Annotated in this window: 11 protein-coding genes; 1 reads left to right on the top strand and 10 read right to left on the bottom strand. The window is 49.2% G+C overall.

Translation table 11 applies throughout. From position 1 onward, the window contains the following. Positions 1 to 49 precede the first annotated feature (49 nt). The 5 genes from GL2_RS08460 to GL2_RS08480 all read right to left on the bottom strand — a co-directional run bounded on the left by GL2_RS08460 (position 50) and on the right by GL2_RS08480 (position 6,416). Positions 50 to 1,390 carry an aspartate aminotransferase family protein gene (locus tag GL2_RS08460; RefSeq protein ID WP_143730241.1) on the bottom strand — a complete coding sequence of 447 codons (1,341 nt, stop codon included), beginning with the start codon at positions 1,388 to 1,390 and terminating at the stop codon, positions 50 to 52. Positions 1,391 to 1,632: 242 nt separating this feature from the next. Next, positions 1,633 to 2,196, bottom strand: a complete 564-nt coding sequence (locus GL2_RS08465; protein ID WP_143730242.1) for a phosphoribosyltransferase — start codon at positions 2,194 to 2,196, stop codon at positions 1,633 to 1,635. Between the two features lie 11 nt (positions 2,197 to 2,207). After that, positions 2,208 to 3,569: an NCS2 family permease gene (locus GL2_RS08470; protein WP_197736537.1), complete on the bottom strand. Its 1,362-nt coding sequence runs from the start codon at positions 3,567 to 3,569 to the stop codon at positions 2,208 to 2,210. Between the two features lies 1 nt (position 3,570). Continuing rightward, the gene (locus GL2_RS08475; RefSeq protein WP_143730243.1) at positions 3,571 to 4,356 is read right to left on the bottom strand and encodes an outer membrane protein OmpK; all 786 of its coding nucleotides are present in this window, start codon (positions 4,354 to 4,356) and stop codon (positions 3,571 to 3,573) included. A 452-nt stretch (positions 4,357 to 4,808) separates the two neighbouring features. Beyond that, on the bottom strand, positions 4,809 to 6,416 hold the full coding sequence (locus GL2_RS08480) for an ABC-F family ATPase (RefSeq protein ID WP_143730244.1): 1,608 nt from the start codon (positions 6,414 to 6,416) through the stop codon (positions 4,809 to 4,811). 667 nt (positions 6,417 to 7,083) lie between these two features. On the opposite strand from GL2_RS08480, the gene GL2_RS08485 reads away from it, so the two are divergent. Then, a complete protein-coding gene (locus GL2_RS08485; RefSeq protein ID WP_143730245.1) occupies positions 7,084 to 7,500 on the top strand; it encodes a VOC family protein in 417 nt (138 codons plus the stop codon). 51 nt (positions 7,501 to 7,551) lie between these two features. On the opposite strand, the gene GL2_RS08490 is transcribed toward GL2_RS08485, so the two are convergent. The 5 genes from GL2_RS08490 to GL2_RS08510 all read right to left on the bottom strand — a co-directional run bounded on the left by GL2_RS08490 (position 7,552) and on the right by GL2_RS08510 (position 16,043). Beyond that, positions 7,552 to 9,087, bottom strand: coding sequence for a cryptochrome/photolyase family protein (locus GL2_RS08490; RefSeq protein ID WP_143730246.1), 1,536 nt, complete (start codon positions 9,085 to 9,087; stop codon positions 7,552 to 7,554). Positions 9,088 to 9,991: 904 nt separating this feature from the next. Further along, complete coding sequence (locus GL2_RS08495) at positions 9,992 to 11,185, bottom strand: CaiB/BaiF CoA-transferase family protein (protein WP_143730247.1); 1,194 nt, start codon at positions 11,183 to 11,185, stop codon at positions 9,992 to 9,994. A gap of 147 nt (positions 11,186 to 11,332) precedes the next feature. After that, positions 11,333 to 12,481, bottom strand: coding sequence for an acyl-CoA dehydrogenase family protein (locus GL2_RS08500; protein WP_143730248.1), 1,149 nt, complete (start codon positions 12,479 to 12,481; stop codon positions 11,333 to 11,335). Positions 12,482 to 12,664: 183 nt separating this feature from the next. Beyond that, the gene (locus GL2_RS08505) at positions 12,665 to 14,821 is read right to left on the bottom strand and encodes a 3-hydroxyacyl-CoA dehydrogenase NAD-binding domain-containing protein (protein ID WP_143730249.1); all 2,157 of its coding nucleotides are present in this window, start codon (positions 14,819 to 14,821) and stop codon (positions 12,665 to 12,667) included. 13 nt (positions 14,822 to 14,834) lie between these two features. Then, a complete protein-coding gene (locus tag GL2_RS08510; protein ID WP_143732836.1) occupies positions 14,835 to 16,043 on the bottom strand; it encodes an acetyl-CoA C-acetyltransferase in 1,209 nt (402 codons plus the stop codon). Between the last annotated feature and the right edge of the window lie 97 nt (positions 16,044 to 16,140).

The raw sequence follows: 16,140 nt of genomic DNA on the forward strand, positions 1-16,140 counted from the left end.
TCTGGTGCGGTGAGCTGTTGGTCGCAAGTGTGTGGAATCTGAGTTAGAGCTATTTGCCATTGGCTACTTCGAGAATAGATTCGGCGAGGGCGTTGACCAAGCCGTCGACTTCTTCGCTACTTGAAATGAAGGGCACTCCCAACTGGAGGGTGTCGCTGCTATAGCGAACGTAGAAACCCTTGTCCCACATTTTCATAGCGACTTGGAATGGGTGTCGTAGGGGTTCCCCTGGAGCGGAGTCAATGGTCAGACCTGCAGCCAGTCCACAGTTGCGGATATCATTGACCAAAGGCAGATCCTTAAGCTGGTGTATGTACTCCTCCAGTACATAAGTTAGCTCAGCGGCGCGTTTGAATAAGTTTTCCTGCTCCAAAATATTCAAGGTGGCCAGTGCTGCGGCACAGGCTACCGGGTGGGCTGAATAGGTATAGCCATGGGGGAGTTCTAGTTGGTAGGCCGGGCCCCCTTGCTCCATAAAAGTGTCGTAGATGCTTTGGCGCACAGCGACTGCGCCCATGGGAAAAACACCATTGGTCAGTTGCTTAGCGGTATTTAGGATGTCTGGAACCACACCAAAGAACTCTGCCCCAGTGGCAGTGCCCATTCTTCCAAAGGCTGTGATCACCTCATCAAATATCAACAGTATTTGATGCTCACTGCAGATATCGCGAAGACGTTGCAGGTAGCCTTCTGGAGGCGGTAGTACGCCGGCGGAGCCGGCCATGGGCTCAACGATCACTGCTGCGATATTGCTGGCATCGTGCAGGGCAATTAATTCGAGTAATTCATCGGCCAGATATGCCCCCTGCTGAGGCTGTCCATGGCAAAAGCGGTTTTCTGGTAAAAGTGTATGTGACAGGTGGTCTGCATCTAGTGTTGGTCCAAACATTGCACGATTAGCGCCTATGCCACCAACACTGATTCCGGCAAAATTTACGCCATGGTAGCCCTTTATACGGCCGATAAGTTTGGTTTTTGCTGCTAAGCCTCTTTTGCGCCAATAGGCACGGGCAATTTTCAGTGCGGTCTCGGCTGTTTCAGAGCCGGAATTTGTGAAAAAAATACGGTTGAGACCTGTCGGCATAAACTGTGTGATTCGCTCGGCCAATTCGAAGGATCCCGGGTGGCCAAACTGAAAAGCAGGTGCGTAGTCAAGTGTTTTCAGCTGGCGCCCAATGGCCTCGGTAATCTCTGGTCGACTGTGACCAGCTCCACAGGTCCAAAGCCCTGAGAGGCCATCAAAGATTGGACGGCCGTCGGCACTGGTGTAGTAACAGCCTTCGGCGGCCGTGAGGATGCGGGGGTCCCGTTTAAATTGGCGGTTGCCGGTATAGGGCATCCAGTGGGAATCGAGCTGGACCTGAGTAAGCCCTGCGAGTTTGTCGTTCATTTTTATTTTCCGACATTTGGCTCCATTAAATTAATTCTGGACCAATTTTTCTATTTAATAAATTGTAGGAAACTAACTTTAGTTTCATAAGCGGAGGCTATTAAGAAAGGTTTGAAGTATGTAAGTGCTGGGGCTTAATTTTATTACCACCAGTGGGCTATATGGGGAGGTTGGGAGAGTAGTGAAGATGTCAGGGGGAATGGAAGAAGAACTGGGGGACAGGCCCCCAGTACAAGCCACGATTAAACGGCAGTGGCAATCCTGTCAACATAGGGTGCCAGTTCTGGCTTATTCTCCAGGATTTCTTCCCGCGAGAGGCCGTCGATCTCATGGGGAAATACCAGCCACTCTTCAGTTTTGTGGATAAAGTAATCCGGCTCGCGTTTGGCCTTGTTGTTCTTCGGCTTGTAGTAAGGCGTAGCGATTCGAATTTCTGGCGTGTTCTTTTTACAGGCCGCACGCAGGTCCAAGACCGTTTGCTGAATACTCAGGCCGGAGTCGTGCACATCATCCACAATCAGCAGGGAGTCATGGGATTCAAGACGTTTGATCAGGTAATTCAGGCCGTGTACACGTACATTCTTGTCACGCTCGCCAATGCCGAGGTAGGACGAAGTCCGAATAGCGATATGGTCCGCATCCACACCCATCACGTGCAGCAGTTCCTGTACTGCGATACCGACTGGAGCCCCGCCACGCCAAACACCGACAATGTAATTGGGGCGAAAGCCGCTCCGGTAGATTTGTTCCGCAAGCGCGTAAGAATCCGTCAGGAGTTGCTGTGCGCTGATAAAGTGCTTTTTCATCTATGTACCCCTCAGAAAAATGCGAACTTGGCAACAAAGAGTGCCGCTAACACGTAGACACTGATACTGACGTCTTTACTGCGTCCGCTCAATGTTTTGATGACCGCGTAGGCAATAAAGCCCAGTGCAATACCATGGGCGATAGAGAAAGACAGCGGCATCATCACTGCTGCAATCACTGCGGGGGCGGCTTCGGTGATGTCATCCCAATCAATGGAGGACAGGCCAGAAGTCATCAGCACACCAACATAAAGCAGGGCGCCTGCAGTCGCATAAGCGGGAATCATCCCGATCAGTGGCGAGAAGAAGGTTGCCAGCAGGAACAGGCCAGCGCAGACCACTGCGGTCAGGCCAGTGCGTCCTCCGGCGGTAATGCCTGCGGTACTCTCCACATAACAGGTGGTGGTGGAGGAGCCCAACACAGAACCTACTACAGAAGCGGAGCTATCAGCCATCAGGGCTTTGCCCATACCCGGCAGTTTGCCGTTCTTGTCCAGTAGCTTGGCTCGGTCGGAGACACTGAGCAGGGTGCCAGCGGTATCAAATAGATCTACGAACAGAAAGGCGAAGATCACGCTGATCATACCCACTTCGAAGGCGCCAGCAATGTCCAACTCAAGGTAAGTGGGAGCCATGCTGGGGGGAGCGGAAATCAGGCCGGTGTACTCTACCTTGCCGATTGCCAGGGCAATGATGGTCACGGCGAGAATACCGATCATCACAGAACCGAGCATACGGCGGTAGGAGAGAGCCACAATAATAAAGAAGCCCAGGGCAGCGAGCATGGCCTCAATAGATTTGAGATCCCCTAGGGTTACCAGGGTGGCCGGGCTGGCCACAACGATACCCGCGCTTTTCAGGGCAATTATTGCCAGGAAAAGGCCAATACCGGCCGCCAATGATTGCCTGAGGGAGAGTGGAATACTGTCGATAATCCACTCCCGCAGCTTGAAGATGCTGAGAAGCAGGAATATCACTCCTGATATAAACACCGCACCCAGTGCCACCTGCCAGCTATATCCCATCTCGCCAACGACCACATAGGCAAAGAAGGCGTTAAGGCCCATGCCCGGTGCCAGGGCAATAGGGTAGTTGGCGTATAGCCCCATAATCAGACAGCCTATCGCCGCCGCAAGACAGGTCGCCATAAATACAGCGCCCTTATCCATACCGGCTGCAGCCAGGATATTGGGGTTTACGAAAATGATGTAAGCCATGGTCAGGAATGTGGTCACACCGGCAATCACTTCCCGGCGGACATTCGTCTGACGTTCAGACAGCTTGAACAGCTTTTCCAGAAGGGAGGCATTGCCGCCTGCCTGTGGGATGCCGGACCCTGGGGTCGCTGATGTTTGGATATCAGAGGGTTTCATATCAGAAGTGGTACTTTACTAGCAGGTTTACGTTGCGCTCATTGGAATTAACTGCAAAGGAGCCATCTCTGATTCCAAATTTGTCATCCCAGTGGACATATTCGATACCGGCATACAGTGCCTTGGGGTCGCCCCAGTTAGCGCCCACATCCCACTTGAGCTGGGAGGTGAAGTTCATACTCGGGTGTGCATCTGCAGAAGCACTGGTCCAATCGATAAAACCGTCGTACACAAAGCTGGCATCACCCAGGGTAAACGGCATGGCCCAGACCAGAGTCAGCTGCTCGTTGCTGGCTTTATCGTCGTTGTCGCGGCGGTAGGCATTGACCTGAACAAAAGAGAAACCCGGTACCGCGAGATCGAAGCCAAGGCCTGTCAGAATATTGGTGAAGTGCGGGCCTGTAGCGGTCAAGCCATCTGGGTCATCCATATTGCCCAGTTCAACAGTGGTAGCTACTAAAACATCAGTCACTGGCCCCCAAGCCAGCTCGCTATTGGAGAGTTTCCCAAGACTCAACCGCGGTGAAATTTCAGCATAAAGCTCTTTGGAACCATCTTCTGAGTCCAGATAATCGGCAAAAATAAACAGGTCACCCCAGCTGTGGCCACTGGCGTGCTCAAAAGTAACCACGGAGCGCTCGGAATCATCCGTGGAGAGGCTGTAATTTACCTTGTAGTCGCGGCCATACAGCAGGCTGAGGCTGTAGTCGCTCCAGGTCATCTCTGCTTGGGCAGCTACAGACAGCAGGCCAGTGGCCATTAGTAGCAGGGGCTTGGTTGGTTTCATTCTATTACCTCTGTTACGGCGACAGGCGGAATCCGCACTGGCGGTCGACATTGGGGTCGGCAGTTGGTTAAAAAATAGGCGCGGAATGTACCAGAATTTGTGACCTGTTTTCCAGTGTTTTTTAATGATGCCTGGGGGCTTATTCGGCAGGAAAAAGTAAATAAACTCTTAACTTGGGTAAAAATTAATGCTTTGTTTGGTATTTATCGCATTTGCTAGGAAATAGATCTAGAGAGAGCCTTCGGCAGGTTTTCAGTAGATTTTGATTTGGCCGGGGTGGGGCAAAGCTCTTTGAGTACCAGTAGCAGACTTTGTTGTAGGTGTTGTTTTGAACTGAACGCATTTATCGTAGGAGAAGGTGCTTTGCGATGTGATTCCCACCTGGAAAGTAGTGTGGTTGGGGCAAGAATTGATACTGCCCCAACCTGGCTGCTTCAATCTCTTATTAAAAGTCAGGCTACCTGTTGCTCTGCACCTGACTGGTGCGCCAGATACTCTTCATAGGTGCCCTGGAAGTCGATCAGCGTCTGATCCTTGATTTCAACAACCCTGGTCGCCAGGGACGAGACAAATTGGCGGTCGTGGCTGACGAAAATCAATGTGCCCTCGTATTTTTCCAGAGCCTTGTTCAAAGCTTCAATAGCTTCCATATCCAAATGGTTGGTCGGTTCGTCCATGATCAGCACATTGGTGTCCATCATCATCAGCTTGCCGAACAGAAGGCGATTTTTTTCGCCACCGGAGCATACCTTTGCTTTCTTGTTGGCATCATCTGCAGTAAATAACAGTCGGCCCAGAATGCCCCGTACTGCCAGGTCATCGTGTTTGGGGGTGCGCCACAGAGACATCCACTCAAATATCGTCAGATCACTGTCGAAATCAGCACTGCTATCTTGTGGACAGTAACCGATAGCGGCATTTTCCGACCACTTGATGTCACCATTGTTGGCCTGGACCTCATTGACCAGACAGCGCAAGAAGGTAGTTTTACCAACGCCGTTCTCACCGATAACTGCCAGGCGTGTACCTGCCTCCAGCAGCATTTCACCGCCTTTAAAAAGCATCTCCCCCTCAAAACCATGAGATACCCCTTCCATAGTCAGCGCCTGGCGGTGCAACTTTTTAGATTGGTTGAAAATGATATAAGGGCTAACCCGGCTGGAGGGTTTAATTTCCTCTAACTTGATCTTTTCCATCTTCTTGGCGCGGGAACTGGCCTGCTTGGCTTTGGAGGCATTGGCGGAAAAGCGGTTTACAAAGCTTTGCAGTTCATCCAGCTCGGCACTCTTTTTGGCATTCTCCGCATGCAGTTGTTCCTGTATCAATGTTGAGGCTGCAACAAAGTCCTCATAGTTACCCGGAAAAACTCGCAATTCACCATAATCAATATCCGCCATATGTGTGCAGACTGAATTCAGGAAATGGCGATCGTGGGAAATGATGATCATGGTGCTTTTGCGCTGATTGAGTACATCTGCCAGCCATTTGATCGTGTGGATATCAAGGTTGTTAGTCGGTTCATCCAGTAGCAATATATCTGGATCAGCAAATAGTGCCTGGGCGAGTAATACACGCAGCTTCCAACCGGGAGCTACCTGATTCATAAGGCCAAAGTGCAGGGACTCGTCGATGCCGGCCTCCAGCAGGATTTCGCCAGCGCGGCTCTCTGCGCTATAGCCGTCCAACTCAGCAAATTGGACTTCCAGCTCGGCTACACGCATACCGTCTTCTTCGCTCATTTCCGGCAGAGAGTATATGCGGTCACGCTCCTGCTTTATTTCCCACAGGCGAACATCGCCCATAATTACTGCATCGACCACGGTGTACTCTTCAAATGCAAACTGGTCCTGGCTCAAAGTACCCACGGTGCACCCTGGAGCAATAGACACATTGCCGGCTGAGGGGGCCAGGGCACCACTCAGAATCTTCATAAAGGTCGATTTTCCACATCCATTAGCCCCGATAAGACCGTATCGGTTTCCATTACCAAACTTTGCGGAGATGTTTTCAAACAGTGGCTGGGCACCAAACTGCATGGTGATATTTGCGGTGGTGATCAAGAGCGTATCCCTGGAACTTGCAAGTGGGCACTGGTAAACCAGCTTCGCCAAAATTGGAGGTGTACTGCGGCGGTCCGCACTATAAGGATTTGTGGCTGAGGTGTCGAGGAATATGTTCAATAATTAAGCAGTCTGGATATCGTATAGAGGCAACTCAAGTAAGCCAGAACTGGATCTGAGCCTGTCCTTAATATGACGAGATCACGATGGCAAATCTCTAAAGGGGGTTCCCGGACTGCATACAGTTCCGTTGCAGCGACAAGTTGACTTCTAGCCTAGTTATAACCCCGCTCTCAATATTATCGATTGAAATATCTGTGTTAAAGTATGTTGTCCGTCTAGGAGGATATTCCATCTTTAGATAGGATACGATGATATACGTTTGTATACTGTTTAGCTCCAGGATCTGTAGTTAAGATTAAAATGGCTTTATGACTCCTGGTTATGGGATACCCCTGGCAAAAGGTCGCCACAGAATAAAGCGGCCACTTTCATTTAAATAATTAACGGGATCATTTGATCTTATTTGTATCCTTTGGGTAGTTTGGGCGGCACCGACAATGTTGCTGCTTTCAGGGGGATTGAGGATTGGAGTACTAATGACTAGTTAGTGCCAGTCTATCAATTTTTCGGTTTCCCTTAGGAGCAGGCAAAGACTGGAGGTTTTATGAAATCTAATTGTCTACATCTTGCTATCCCTGCAGGGGACTTGACGACTGCGAAAACTTTTTACTGCGATGTACTTGGCTGTAAAACCGGTAATAGTGAGGAAGGTCGCTGGGTGGATATCGACTTCTGGGGCAATGAACTGACCTTACATCAAAGTGAAGAAAAGCTGCCTAATGTACGTCACAAAGTAGATATGGGGGAAGTTGCTGTCCCCCATTTTGGTATTCACCTGCCGGAGGATGAGTTCCAGGCCCTTAAAGCCCGTATAGAAAATGCTGGGCTCGAATACTTGGATAAACCTTACCGCCGCTTTGTTGGTAGTGAGTATGAGCAGGAAACTTTCTTCATTGAAGATCCAAACGGCAATGTTCTGGAAATGAAGACGATGGTTAACCCGGAACTGATGTTTAAATAGTAATATTGTTAAATACCCAGTTGTTCACTTTGTATAACTGGGTATTTAACTCTATTCATGCCTTAGGTTATGAATAAACTGATTTGCTTTTTTCTTAAGTGCTTTTAGCTCATCTCGACTCATTTTATCCAATAAGCTGTATATCATTCCCATCCGTGGGTTTCCTTTGAAATGTGCCTTTTTTTCTGCGAGGAAATTCCAGTAAAGGCTATTGAAGGGACATGCATCCTCTCCAGTTCGCTCTTTAACCTTATATCGACAATCCCCGCAGTAGTTACTCATTTTGTTAATGTAGGCCCCACTACTAATATATGGTTTTGTCGCAACCAGGCCACCATCGGCATACTGGCTCATTCCTCTAGTATTGGGCATTTCCACCCACTGTATGGCATCTATATAAATACCAAGGTACCAAGCTTCCACTTGATCCGGGTTTGTCTGTGTCAATAGCGCGAAGTTGCCAGTAATCATCAGGCGCTGGATATGGTGCGCATAGGCATGCTGCAGGCTATTTTTGATGGTTTGGTGTAGGCAGTTCATATCCGTGTCTGCATTCCAATAGAAAGGAGGAAGCGAATTAAAGTTCTGCAATTTATTCTGCTTGCTGTAATTAGGCATTTCTCTCCAGTAGATACCACGCATATACTCGCGCCAACCGAGGATTTGGCGAATAAATCCTTCAACCTGACTGATGTGAATCGTTTTTTTGTTTAATTTCCACTGGTCAATCGCTGTCTCTATGACTTCTAAAGGACTAAGTATCTTGCTGTTGAGGGAAAAACTTAAGCGGCTATGGAAAAGATAAGCTTCATTTGGGTCCATAGCATCCTGATAGTCCCCAAAATGCGGTAGCAGGTATTTACAGAAGTGGCGAAGCATTTTCAAGCTGTCCTTGCGATTACTTGGCCAAGGAAAATGTTTTGGATCAACATCACCCAGGGTTTTAATGCCGGATTTTACGATGCGGTTAAAGGTTGCAGTTACTGATCTTCGGAATTGACATTGATGCGGAATTTCGAAATTGTTTTTCCATTTCCTTCGATTACTTTGGTCGTAATTCCATTTGCCTCCCTCTGGGGTCTTATTACCATTTATCAATATCTTGTGCTTCCTTCGCATATTACGGTAGAAGCTTTCCATTAAAAGGTTCTTTTTACCGTTGAAGAACTCTGCCAATTCGTTTCTTTTGGTAAGAAAGTGTTCAGTATCATAGGCCTCAAAGTCTATTTTCAAGTCAGCACATAAATTATTCAGTTGCTGGTCCAGCCGATATTCATCAGGCAACTGATATTCAAATTTTATAAATCCGTATTTTTCTATCAGGTGTTTAATATTTTTTGAAAGGTCTTGCTGGTTTTTCTTATCTTGTAGTTGGTAGTATATGACGTGTTTTTTACGTGAAGTTAACCATTCTGAAAATTCACGCATGGCTTCAAAGAAGGCGATTACTTTTTGGATATGGTGAACAACGTAATCCGTTTCTTGTCGCATCTCGGCAATGAAGTAGTAAATGTCCGGGTCGTCGTTACGATACCAAGAATGCTTGTAATTGAGCTGATCTCCAAGAATCAGCCGAAGAGTTTTCACTGGCACTCCTCCCTTTGTTAGCCATTTAGTTGGCAGTTTAATAGTTCAAATTCGAAATGTGATACTTTCAATTCTGCAGTCTTGCCCAAATCAATGGTGGTGACATATTTACTGAGAGGAGAATCATCCTGCAGTTTTGCCTCGCCTTCTGTTGGGTGGGGTAAGCTCTGCTTGAAACAGTTAATCTGATTATAGCTTCCTGCCAATTAAACTGAAATTCTAGGTTAATTTTGCTGGTTGAGCGGAAGCGTTTTCATCCTTATCCTCCGTTTGTAATATCACTTTGCCACTATGTCAAACTATTCTGGGTTGTCTTAAGGATCTTGCTCTGAGGATATTTTCTCAGTATAGAATCGTGTTTAAAGGCTGCTGGCAAGATTAAATATAATAATGTTTGTGTTCTGGTCCTATTTGAGGAAGTTTATGATAGGGTGAATCACTCAAGTTAATGCATGTCAATTTACATCACAGAGATAATGGCATTTATAAGATTTAAGCAATCTGGTGACGCCTAGGTATCTAGAACTGCGAAATACTAATTTGTGAGCAGTATTTAATTTTCAAAAAGGGATTTTTTATAAAAGTTAAATATCTGGGTATGATAGTTGTTGGGAAGTTCATTTCAGGTCAAGTAATAAATAGAATTCGAAAGTTGGTAACTGTGCTGGCCAATTCGATAGTTTTTCGGTTGGAAAGGATTGCTCTTATTAGACTGCAGACCTGTAAGTGTCTCTATAGCTTATTTTAGGCTATTCTCTAGGGTTTTTTGTTTTCCTCTATTATCAAGTTAAGCTAGCATGCCTTAGTTTGGATTTTAAAGTATAGGTTTACCAGTGAGTCAGGGTTTTCTGGGAAAGCTGAATCCGAGGTATGTTGCCAGCCTGGACAGTATGAGAGAATTACTTCAGGTAGTTATTCCTTGAGAAGAAATCGTATCAATCTCGTCTGGTTCGTAGCCGATAGCCTGTAAAATAGCCTGGTTGTGTTCACCCAGGGGGGATCCTGCAATATATCGCTGGTTTTTTTCTCCATCAAAACAAAACGGGGTATTTATTTGCCTGATGGTATATCCGTTAGATGTGCTTGCCAGGCAAAGCATTTTGCGTTCTTGTATTAATGTGCTTTCGGCGGCCTCGCTGAAATTGAGTACAGGTTCTACACAGGCATCATTACCGTCAAAAATATCTGTCCATTGCCTAAGGTTGCGTTGGGCTACTATATCGCTGATATCCCGCTTTAATTGTTCCTGCTGGTCTGCTTCCAGTACACGGTTTATCCACTCTGGATGACCTATCCCCGCGAAAAATGCTTTTGCGAACTGTGGTTCCAGGCTGCCTACAGCCAGGTAGCGATTATCCGCTGTGCGATAGTAATCATAAAAACTGCCACCATTGAGCAATTCCATTTCCAACTGAGGGTCACAATTTTCAACCAGAGCATTTGCTCCATTTATGGCATTCAGAGCGAAGGCACAATCAGTCATACTGATGTCGATATGTACACCGGAATTGTTTTGCATACGCTTATATACTGCGGCAAGGATTGCCATAACTGCGTGATGGGAGCCTCCTGCAATATCGGCTACCTGCATACCACTGAGGCTGGGGCCAGTTTTGCTTCGGCCGGAATAGCTGGCCAGGCCTGAGCGGGCCAAGTAGTTGATATCGTGGCCGGCCCGCTGCTTGAGGGGGCCGCTCTGCCCATAGCCGGTGATCGAGCAGTAGATAATATCCGCGCGGATTGCACGGAGCGATTCGTATCCGAACCCCAGTTTTTCCATTACGCCGGGACGGAATTGCTCGATAACAATGTCGTATTCTCTGAGGAGGCGGCGAATGATTTCCTTTGCTTCAGGGGTTTTTAGGTCCAATGCCAAGGATTTTTTATTGCGATTAATTGTAGCGTGTGCAGCGGATACCGGATTTTCAGTATCAATTATCGGGGGTAGACCGCGCAACATATCAGGGCGTGTTGGGGATTCAATTCGCAGAACTTCTGCACCCATGTCGGCCAGTAACATAGTTGCGTAGGGACCTGGCAAAAGGGTCGTGAAATCCAGGATTTTAAGCCCTTGAAGAGGGTTTTTATGATCGTCCATAAAATTATTGGTCTAGTTTAATTATAATACGATAGCGCAATAGAGCTGGCTTATTGAGATCCATATCCAGCAAATGCTATGAGCAAATCATGTGTATTGCACAGTAGAAGTTTACTGGCAAGCAGTTTGCTTGCCAGAGATCAGGAATCAGACTTCCCGCAATAGTTCGCGGGAAATAATCAGCTTCATAATTTCATTGGTGCCGGCATAGATACGCTGGACACGTGCATCGGCCCAGGCGCGGGCGATTGGATATTCCCACATATAGCCAAAGCCACCGTGTAACTGGACACACTCATCAAGCAATTTGCATTGAAAATCGGTGCTTAGCAGCTTTGCTTTGGCTGCTGTAGCGACATCAAGCTTTTTCTCATAGTGCAATTCCAGACAACGATCCACAAAAACTCTCAGAGCTGTGAGTTCACTATCGAGTTCAGCCAATTTGAACTGGGTATTCTGGAAAGCGGAGATCGGTTTTCCAAAAGCTTTGCGCTCTCGTACATAATCCAGGGTCCATTGCAAGGCAGCTTCGGCGTTGGCCATGGCAAAGATGGCAACACTAAGGCGTTCTTGAGGCAATTCCTGCATCAAATAAATAAATCCCTGGCCCTCTGCTCCCAGCAGGCTTTCCACTGGAACCTTGACATCGTCGAAGAATAGCTCGGAAGTATCCTGGGCTTTCATGCCGATTTTTTCCAGATTATTGCCCTTTTTAAACCCTGGAGAGTTGGCATCCACCAGTAACAGGCTTACCCCAGAAGCGCCTTCTCCGGGGTCGGTTTTGGCAACAACTATCACTAGATCGGCGTGCTGGCCATTGGTAATAAAAGTTTTAGAGCCGTTGAGTAGGTAGTGATCTCCCTGCTTGATGGCCGTGGTTCTTACTCCTTGAAGGTCTGAGCCGGCTCCGGGTTCGGTCATGGCAATTGCGGTAACGATTTCACCACTGATACATTTGGGCAGGAGCTTCTGCTTCTGTTCTTCTGTGCCGTATTTGATGATATAGGGTACAGCTATGTTGGAATGGAGCCCCCAACCAATGCCGGACAGACCGGCACGGGCAATTTCCTCGTCGATAATGGAATTGTAGCCATAGTCCAGCTCCAGGCCGCCATAAGTCTCTGGAATCTGTGGGCAGAGGAAGCCCATTTCCCCAGCTTTATTCCACAGGGCGCGATCAACCTGCCCATCTTTCTCCCACTGGCTATGATAGGGGACAGCTTCATTTTCGAGGAACTTTCGTACAGTATCACGAAACTGCTCATGCTCCTCGTTGTAAACGGTTCTAGGTATCATCTGTTACTCCATCATTATTCATTATTATCTGGAACTTTGGATAATAGTATGTGCTTATAACGGTATCAAAATAACCTTGGTTTTATGGGTTTTGTATGAAAAGAATATAGTTGCTGAAATGAGAATCCCGCGGCACTTTTGGTGCTGCGGGATTGGGGGACAAATGAGTGCTTAATCAGAAATTTACTCTTTGTCTTCCAGGTTTTTCTGCGACTCTGCCAGGGTTATCAATACAGTCGGGGGAGCAAATCTATCCCCATAGGCTTCGGCAAGTTGCTGGGCGCGCTGGGCAAATTTTGCAACGCCGTATTGATTGATGTATTGCAGGGCACCACCGGTCCACGGCGGAAAACCGATGCCAAAAATAGAGCCGATATTCGCATCACGCACACTGCGTAGGACCTTCTCCTCATAGCAGCGCAGGGTCTCTATAGCCATGATAAATAACAGACGTTCTTTGACATCCCGCAAAGATAGTTGCTCAGTTGGGGGGAACTCCTCTTGTAGACCTGACCACAAGCGCTTTTTGCCAGCTTCCGGATAGGAATAAAACCCTCCTCCGGCGGCCTTACCTGCCCGCCCCAGCTCCAACATATGATCTATCGCAGCATCGGCTGGGTGGCTAGGAACAGTTTTTCCCTCCCTTTGCAGATCGTTAATAGTCTGCTGGCGAATTCTCCCCATCAAAGTCAGGGACACTTCGTCACTGACTGCCAGGGGGCCCACCGGGAAACCGGCCAGGGAGGCAGCATTTTCGATAGTGGCGGGATTGACCCCTTCACTGAGCATGCCGATGCCCTCGTTGGTGAAGCAGCCGAACACCCGTGAAGTAAAGAATCCACGGCTGTCATTGACGACGATCGGTGTCTTGCCAATTTGCAAAACAAAAGCGAATGCCTGGGCCAGGGTTTCCTCACTGGTTTCCTCTCCGCAAATGATTTCCACTAGTGGCATTTTGTCGGCGGGGGAGAAAAAGTGCATTCCAATAAAGTTTTTTGGCCGCGATGAGGCGTTAGCCAGGCCGGTGATTGGCAGGGTGGAGGTATTGGAGGCAAAGATAGCGTTGTCGCTCAACTGTCTCTCGGCCTCACTGGTGACTCTGGCTTTTAACTCCCGATCCTCAAATACAGCTTCAATTACCAGCTCACAGCCAGCTAATTCAGCCGCATTATCAGTAGGTTGGATTCGGGACAGGATTGCCTGCATACGCCCTTCATCGGTGCGACCCCGCTGCAGGCGTTTGTGCAGGGACTTTTCCGCATAACCTTTACCGTTCAGTGCCGCCTCCATAGAGACATCTTTTAAGACAACCTCGACACCTTTACTGGCACAGGCATAGGCGATCGCCGAGCCCATCATACCCGCGCCCAAGATACCGATCCTGCGTATCGGTTGGGTTTCCTGATTGCGTGCCGCCTGGGGCAGAGAGGCACCGGCTTTGAGATCATTGAGGGCAAACCAGAAGGTGCCGATCATATTCTTCGCCACCTGGCCACAGGTCAGCTCGACAAAGTGACGGGACTCGATACGTGTGGCCGTTTCGAAATCTACCTGTGCACCTTCCACTACGGTTGCCAGTATCGCTTCAGGGGCGGGCAGGCATCCATGGGTTTTCTTCTCCAGCATGGCCGGGGCGATCATCAGTAGTTGGGCGTTTTTGGGATTTTTGGCATCCCCACCAGGCATGCGGTAATTGGGTTGGTCCCAGGGTTGTAAAACCTGGGTACTGTTGTTGTCCCGGATAAAATCTCGTGCTTTCTTGAGCAGGTCGTCTGTATCATTGGCGGTTTGGTGAATCAGGCCCGCCTCCAGAGCCTGTTTTACACCTACCTGCTTGCCTTCAAGCAGGAAAGGCAAGGCGTTCTGGATACCCAGCAGGCGAGGCATACGAACACAACCACCTCCGCCGGGCAGTAGTCCCAGTGTGACTTCGGGCAGGCCGATTTTAAGTGTCTTGTCATCCAAGGCGATACGCTGATGACAGCTAAGGGCAATTTCCCAGCCACCACCCAGTGCGGTGCCGTTGATCGCTGCCACTACTGGTTTACCCTGGGTCTCCAGCCAGCGGAGTTTGGCTTTCAGGGATTCACAGGCGGCAAAAAATGCTTCAGCTTGATCTTTTTCGGCTGCGTAAAGTGATTTGAGATCGCCGCCGGCAAAAAATGTTTTTTTGGCCGAGCGTACAATAATGCCAGCGTAATCCTGCTGCTGTAGTTGTTCCACCACGGCCTGTAGGGAATCGGTGAAATCCCTGTCCATTACATTTGCCGAGGCATTGGGGTTATCCATGATCAGGTGGACGATGTTGTCGCTGTCCTTCTCGAGGCGAATGGATTTCATATTTTTTCTCCCCTTACACCCGCTCAATTATGGTTGCCACGCCCATGCCGCCACCCACACATAGGGTGACAAGGCCGTAGCGCTGTTGCCGCTGTTCCAGCTCATCCAGTACAGTGCCGATCAACATCGCACCGGTGGCACCCAATGGGTGGCCCATGGCGATGGAGCCGCCATTGACGTTGAGTTTCTGCGGGTCGATATCCAGCTCGTGTTGGAAGCGCAATACCACTGCGGCGAAGGCCTCATTTACTTCATACAGATCGATATCCTGTGCGGTTAAGCCGGCGGCTTTGAGCGCCTTGTGGGTGGCAGGTGCTGGCCCGGTCAGCATGATGGTAGGCTCGCTGCCAACCACCGCGGCGGAAACAATACGCGCGCGAGGGCTGAGGCCCAGGTCCCGCCCGGCCTGTTCACTGCCTATAAGGATTGCTGCGGCACCATCAACGATCCCTGAGGAGTTGCCGGCGGTATGCACATGCTCAATGGCTTCCACCTGTGGATAGCGGGAGATGGCGATGCTGTCGAAACACAGGTCTCCCATACCGGCAAAGGAAGGATTCAGGTTAGCCAGTCCCTCCAGGGAGGTATCCGGGCGTACAAGCTGGTCATAATCCAGGATCAACAGGCCGTTTTGATCTCGTACCGGAATAATCGACTTGGCAAAAGCTTGCCGTTTCCAGGCCGCGGCAGCCTTGCGCTGGGACTCGAGGGCAAACTTATCGACGTCTTCCCGGGAAAAGCTGCCGAGGGTGGCGATCAGGTCCGCACCGATACCTTGGGGTGCAAAGCCTGTGTCGATGGCGGTTTGAGGGTCCATGGCCCAGGCGCCACCGTCACTGCCCATAGGCACCCGCGACATGGATTCCACGCCACCGGCGACTACCAGATGCTCCCAGCCCGATCGCACCTTGGCTGCAGCCAGGTTGACAGATTCGGCCCCGGAGGCGCAGAAGCGGTTCAAGGTGACGCCGCCGATATCCTGGTTCCAGTTCGCAGCCAGGGCGGCCACCTTGGCGATATCCGCACCCTGATCGCCAATTGCGGTGACACAGCCCATGACAATGTCATCGACTTTTGAGGTGTCCAGCTGATTGCGGCCCTGCAATTCCCGCAGCAAGCCTGAGAGCAGGGTGATGGGTTTGACTTCGTGCAGGGCTCCGCTGGATTTTCCTTTCCCGCGAGGAGTGCGGATTGAATCGTAGATATAGGCTTCTGTGGGCACGGTCTTGGCCTCTTTATTTTTGGTTGCGGGTATAACCATAGTGGTGTGCGACGCAGGCGCAATGATGAAAGACGCCAGGGGCGGTGACGTGGATGTC

Origin of the sequence: Microbulbifer sp. GL-2 (assembly GCF_007183175.1) — a bacterium.
Lineage (GTDB): Bacteria > Pseudomonadota > Gammaproteobacteria > Pseudomonadales > Cellvibrionaceae > Microbulbifer.

What these genes read in the sequence shown, in the direction of transcription:
- GL2_RS08495 (WP_143730247.1), bottom strand. Translation starts at nt 11,185, where the DNA reads ATGGACGATCATAAAAACCCTCTTCAAGGGCTTAAAATCCTGGATTTC.
- GL2_RS08500 (WP_143730248.1), bottom strand. Translation starts at nt 12,481, where the DNA reads ATGATACCTAGAACCGTTTACAACGAGGAGCATGAGCAGTTTCGTGAT.
- GL2_RS08465 (WP_143730242.1), bottom strand. Translation starts at nt 2,196, where the DNA reads ATGAAAAAGCACTTTATCAGCGCACAGCAACTCCTGACGGATTCTTAC.
- GL2_RS08470 (WP_197736537.1), bottom strand. Translation starts at nt 3,569, where the DNA reads ATGAAACCCTCTGATATCCAAACATCAGCGACCCCAGGGTCCGGCATC.
- GL2_RS08460 (WP_143730241.1), bottom strand. Translation starts at nt 1,390, where the DNA reads ATGAACGACAAACTCGCAGGGCTTACTCAGGTCCAGCTCGATTCCCAC.
- GL2_RS08485 (WP_143730245.1), top strand. Translation starts at nt 7,084, where the DNA reads ATGAAATCTAATTGTCTACATCTTGCTATCCCTGCAGGGGACTTGACG.
- GL2_RS08505 (WP_143730249.1), bottom strand. Translation starts at nt 14,821, where the DNA reads ATGAAATCCATTCGCCTCGAGAAGGACAGCGACAACATCGTCCACCTG.
- GL2_RS08475 (WP_143730243.1), bottom strand. Translation starts at nt 4,356, where the DNA reads ATGAAACCAACCAAGCCCCTGCTACTAATGGCCACTGGCCTGCTGTCT.